Here is a 4809-nt window from a genome sequence, read left to right on the forward strand (position 1 = left end):
CCTTAACTCACTGTGATCGTATCAGATAATTTTACATCTAGCAGTAATACCGGGGCAGATTTAGCGAGTAGCGTCAGTGAGAACCGTTCTCATTTTATCGCAGAATCTCACTATAGGGAATGGGTAGAGGGTTCCGGGGTCGCCCCTGAGATTGCCCGGTTAAATGTTAGATCGTTGTCAGGGATGACGCCCTATGAATACCTGCTCTACAGTGATGAGCCAGCATTACGCCGCAATGATGGCAGGCTTCGGGATACTTGGCTTAAGCGATATGCCTTTGTCGAGCATGGCGGTTGGTGGTGCTCAGGCATCGATATTAAGACCGGGAAAGATTCTCTTTGGGGTTGCTTCAAAGGCGATCGCCCCCGTAAAGATCGCGAAGATAAGAAACCGATCAAGTATGAGCACCCGCCACGGGTAGCCACCGAAATTTTCACTCTCAAGGTAGACCGGGGCACCTGGCGCAAGATTGCCAAGCGCCACAAAGTCGAGCTACCAGAAACCGATCAAGGCTTCTGGGAATGGGTACTAGCCCATCCTGAGCTACCGATCATCATCACTGAGGGCGCGAAGAAGGCAGGGGCCCTCCTAACCGCTGGTTATTGCGCCATCGGTCTACCGGGGATTTACAACGGCTACAGAACGCCAAAAAATGACCATGGCGAGCCAATGCGACAGCTACGGCACCTCATTCCAGAGCTTGACCTGTTGGCGAAAAATAACCGGGCGATCGCCTTCTGTTTTGACCAAGACAAGAAACCCAAGACGATCAAGGCAGTGAACGGGGCGATCCAAACTACCGGGGCACTCCTAGAGAAGGCCGGGGCGAAAGTATCGGTGATCACCTGGCACCAGGACGCGAAAGGTGTTGATGATCTGATCGTCGAGCACGGAGCGAAAGCACTCCATAACCGCTACAAGCACCGCAAGCCCTTAGCAGTCTGGGAGATGGATAATCTCACCGATATCACCACGCAAGTCGATCTAACGGTCGATCAGCGCTATCTCGACATCGATCCGCGTGCTATCCCCAAGGATGCTCAGATTATTTTCATTAAATCTGCCAAGGGCACCGGGAAAACAGAATGGTTAGGGAAAATCGTTAAGCTCGCCCAAGATGATTGCGCTCGCGTACTGGTTTTGACTCACCGCATCCAATTAGCCAAGGAGCTCGCCCGCCGTCTCGATATCGATCACATTAGCGAGCTCGACAGTAGCCCGACCGGGGGCGCTCTAGGGATGGCGATGTGTATCGATAGCCTACATCCCGATAGCCAAGCTCATTTTAATTTCATGGAATGGCACGGCGCTCACATTGTCCTAGACGAAATCGAGCAAGTTTTAGGGCACGCTTTGGGTAGCTCGACCTGTACCCAAGACCGGGCGAAAATCCTTGAAACGTTCTACAACCTAATCCTTTATGCCCTAAGGACAGGCGGAAAACTCTACTGCTCTGATGCTGATTTATCTCCCATCTCCTATGAGCTAATCAAGTACATTCTTGACGGTTGTGAGTTCAAACCATTCACCATTCTGAATACCTATAAGCCCTGTTTAGAGCAACAAAGAGACCTGTTTTTCTATGAAGGGAATGACCCTAGAGACCTGTTAACCAATCTCAGACAAGCGATTGAGAACGGTGAGAAAACACTTGTCTTTACCGCTGCCCAAAAGACCGCATCGACCTACAGCACGCAGAACTTAGAATCACTCTTTAGGGAGAAATATCCCGATAAGAGAATCTTGAGAATCGATGCTGAATCGGTCGCTGAACCGGGGCACCCTGCCTATGGTTGTATTGACTCGCTGAATGCAATTTTGCCCCTGTACGATATTGTGCTCTGCTCGCCCGCTGTCGAGACCGGGGTGAGTATCGATATCAAGGATCATTTTGATTCTGTTTGGGGCATGGGTTCAGGGGTTCAGACCGTTAACGGTTTCTGCCAAGGGCTAGAGCGGTTACGGGATAACGTCCCTCGCCATGTTTGGATACCGAAATTTTCCCCACACTCGAACCGGATCGCCAATGGGGGCTACACCGCTAAGGCGATCGCCCGTGACCAGCACCGCTATGCAGAGCTCACCCACAAATTAATCGGTGAGCACGCCGCTGAATGCAGTGGGTTAGAAGATTCTTTAAAACCATTCCTTTGGGCCTATTGTCGCTATGCGGCGCTTGCTAACCGTGGCTTTGGCAGTTACCGGGAAGCGATTTTAAATAAGCTGCTTTCTGAGGGCTATGTACAGAAAGATTTGAGCGAAATCGATCCAGCATTGGCTAAGGATTATCGAGACGAATTAAAAGCGGTGAAAGACCATAATTATCTACAGGAAAGGGTTGCGATTTCTAAAGTAGAAAATCCTGACGATCGCCAGTACGAAAAACTGAAGCGTCAGCGGGCGAAATCTGAGACGGAACGGCACCAAGAACGCCACGGGAAACTTTCTCGCTCCTATGGGTTAACTGTGACCCCTGAGCTTGTCGAGAAAGATGATGATGGGTGGTACTCTCAGCTCCAGCTCGAATACTACTTAACCGTTGGGAAAGCATTCTGCTCTGCCCGCGACCGGGCGAAATATGACCAGCTCCAACATGAGGGCTTTGTATTTAAGCCGGATATCAACAGGCGATCGCTCTCACCAAAGATTCACCTGTTAGAGCTACTCAACATCCATCAGTTCTTAAAACCAGGGGTGACATTCACCGGGGCGAGCCTTGAAGGGTTCAAGGAAAATTGTTTGCGGTATGCCAAGCCGATCAAGTGGATTCTTGGCAGAACGATCACCGACAAAATGAGCCCGCTCGAAATTGCTCAGGCGCTCCTAGGCAAGCTTGACCGGAAATTGGAATACAAGGGGCGCTTTGGATCGCGGGATAACCGTCAGCGGGTCTATGAGGCGATCGCCCCTAACGATCAGCGCGAAAAGGTCTTTGCTCATTGGTTACAGCGTGACCAAGCAAAATTAGGGGCCGTGTCCAACCCCTGTATAAATAGATTTATTCAGGAGGCTTAGACCCGTGATCGAAATACTCGTTGTGCAGCTCTCCCTTGGCAATCCCAAACAATCTCAAGATTTGCTCTGCGGTATCGGGACGTTTTATGCCCTTGCGGAAAGCGCCTTTGCTCTTCTGGTAGCCCCTAGACTGTGCCAGATCATAAGCCTCACTGAGGGTGAGGGCACTACCGGGGGCATGAGCTCGCCCAAGAGATTCAGCGACCGGGGCGATCGCCCTTGGTAATTCTCTCAGGCGCTCAACTTTTTTAGGCGCTGATCGAGCTCTTGGATTTGCTGTTGGATGTCAGCAAGCTCTGGAATTTCCCGATTCTCTGATGGGAGATCCAAAAATTCTCGCAGTCCCTCAATCACGATATCGGTCTTGGATCGCCCTGTAGCTTCCGACAACTGCTCAATTTTTTCGAGCATCTCTACCGGGCATCGGAATGAAATTAACGGTGTTTTAGCCATGTGTTATACAGTGTTTACAACTTGACTAACAAATACCTGCTAGTGTATACATATTGTATTGCAATGTATACGCTATTTTCACTGCTGTCTTTAATGGGGATTATCGCAAGCAAGTAAAAAAGCCTGAAAACCCCAATAGGTAAGGGATTCCGAGCTTACTCGATAATTATCACCTTTGAGCGCCCCTAGGAGGAGGCGAAAAGCTATGTCTGACAAGGGGTTTGACCCCTGAAGTCGTTGCGCGAGCATTAAGGTCTGCGGATAGCCCATAACATACTTTTGTTGAACTTGTGCGCTTTTATCAACCCCTTAAGGGCTTGGGAGCGTTTTATACGAGTGCGGGGAAATTTCGGGGGCGATCGCCCCTATATCGCAAAAAGGAGTTACCCCATCAGAGCTATAGTCGAGAAGAAAACCATCATTCACTCAACAAGGCTATGTCAGAAGAGAAACTAGACCGGATCGAAGCAGCCCTAGAGCAATTGGATAAGGATGTGCAAACGCTCCAAACAGAGCTTCAGCAATCCCAAAAATGGCAGGACAGGACATGGGATGTTGTGAAGTGGGTAGGCGGAATCTCAGCGGGCCTAGCGGTGAGCGCTTCCATTGCCCTGTTCGGGTTGGTCTTTAGATTTTCTGTTTCCCTGCCATAAAAGCACATTCTTATAAGTCATACTTGTTTACATCAAGGAACAAAAACGGCATTGTGCCTTGCAAGGCACAATGTCTTTCTCTTATGCACAGATGGGGACTGGAAACCACACGCACAATTCCCTTAAAAAGCAACCGCAAAAAATAACCATCAAAATAAAACTGGACAAATTCTCATGTGTTCTTCTCAATTTCCACACTGTTTATCCACAGGAAATTAAGGGGCTGTAGCGTTGGTGCTACAGAATAAATGTAGGGATCGCCCATAGCTTTATTGCTAGCCACAGTGCTATGGGGAAAAGGAAAAGAAAAAATACCACCATGAATGGGGGTGTCAAATCTTTTGGATACTGTAAAATGATAGAGACTTTCTTAGGCGATCCCATGACGACTAGACCGAATAAGAATTTAAAATCAGCGAGCGCGGTTCGTTTTCCCCCACTCATGTACAGCGCGGCTACTAAAAAAGCCAATGAGCAAGGCTTAAATTTCAGCGACTATATCCGGGAGCTTGTTTTACGAGATTTGCTCGAAGTCTATAACAATGATGAGGCGGATCAAGATGCTGCCTAAACACGAGAAAACCCCCAAAAGTTTGGCGACCGGCGGGGGCTTCTCTAAACCAAATAAAAGCAAACAGGGACGGCAAAACCGAGCCCTAATTGATCATGATCGTCAAGGCGAAGGAGG

General features: G+C 49.0%; 5 protein-coding genes. 4 read left to right on the forward strand and 1 reads right to left on the reverse strand.

From position 1 onward, the window contains the following. The first annotated feature begins 183 nt into the window (after positions 1 to 183). Together AACQ84_RS14430 and AACQ84_RS14435 are read left to right on the forward strand one after the other, a co-directional pair. The gene (locus AACQ84_RS14430) at positions 184 to 3015 is read left to right on the forward strand and encodes a plasmid replication protein, CyRepA1 family (RefSeq protein WP_011117681.1); all 2832 of its coding nucleotides are present in this window, start codon (positions 184 to 186) and stop codon (positions 3013 to 3015) included. A 4-nt stretch (positions 3016 to 3019) separates the two neighbouring features. Next, positions 3020 to 3241, forward strand: coding sequence for a hypothetical protein (locus AACQ84_RS14435; RefSeq protein WP_143589488.1), 222 nt, complete (start codon positions 3020 to 3022; stop codon positions 3239 to 3241). 5 nt (positions 3242 to 3246) lie between these two features. Here AACQ84_RS14435 and AACQ84_RS14440 read toward each other — a convergent pair whose 3' ends face one another. Next, the gene (locus AACQ84_RS14440) at positions 3247 to 3468 is read right to left on the reverse strand and encodes a ribbon-helix-helix protein, CopG family (RefSeq protein WP_083764496.1); all 222 of its coding nucleotides are present in this window, start codon (positions 3466 to 3468) and stop codon (positions 3247 to 3249) included. A 290-nt stretch (positions 3469 to 3758) separates the two neighbouring features. On the opposite strand from AACQ84_RS14440, the gene AACQ84_RS14445 reads away from it, so the two are divergent. Beyond that, positions 3759 to 4121: a hypothetical protein gene (locus AACQ84_RS14445; protein ID WP_143589487.1), complete on the forward strand. Its 363-nt coding sequence runs from the start codon at positions 3759 to 3761 to the stop codon at positions 4119 to 4121. A 442-nt stretch (positions 4122 to 4563) separates the two neighbouring features. Continuing rightward, positions 4564 to 4692 (forward strand): hypothetical protein, encoded by a 129-nt coding sequence (locus AACQ84_RS14450; RefSeq protein WP_254903532.1) that lies wholly within the window; start codon positions 4564 to 4566, stop codon positions 4690 to 4692. Positions 4693 to 4809: the final 117 nt, after the last annotated feature.

The sequence above is a fragment of the Picosynechococcus sp. PCC 7002 genome, assembly GCF_963860125.1.
Taxonomy (GTDB): Bacteria; Cyanobacteriota; Cyanobacteriia; order Cyanobacteriales; family MRBY01; genus MRBY01.

What these genes read in the sequence shown, in the direction of transcription:
- AACQ84_RS14450 (WP_254903532.1), top strand. Translation starts at nt 4,564, where the DNA reads ATGTACAGCGCGGCTACTAAAAAAGCCAATGAGCAAGGCTTAAATTTC.
- AACQ84_RS14440 (WP_083764496.1), bottom strand. Translation starts at nt 3,468, where the DNA reads ATGGCTAAAACACCGTTAATTTCATTCCGATGCCCGGTAGAGATGCTC.
- AACQ84_RS14430 (WP_011117681.1), top strand. Translation starts at nt 184, where the DNA reads ATGACGCCCTATGAATACCTGCTCTACAGTGATGAGCCAGCATTACGC.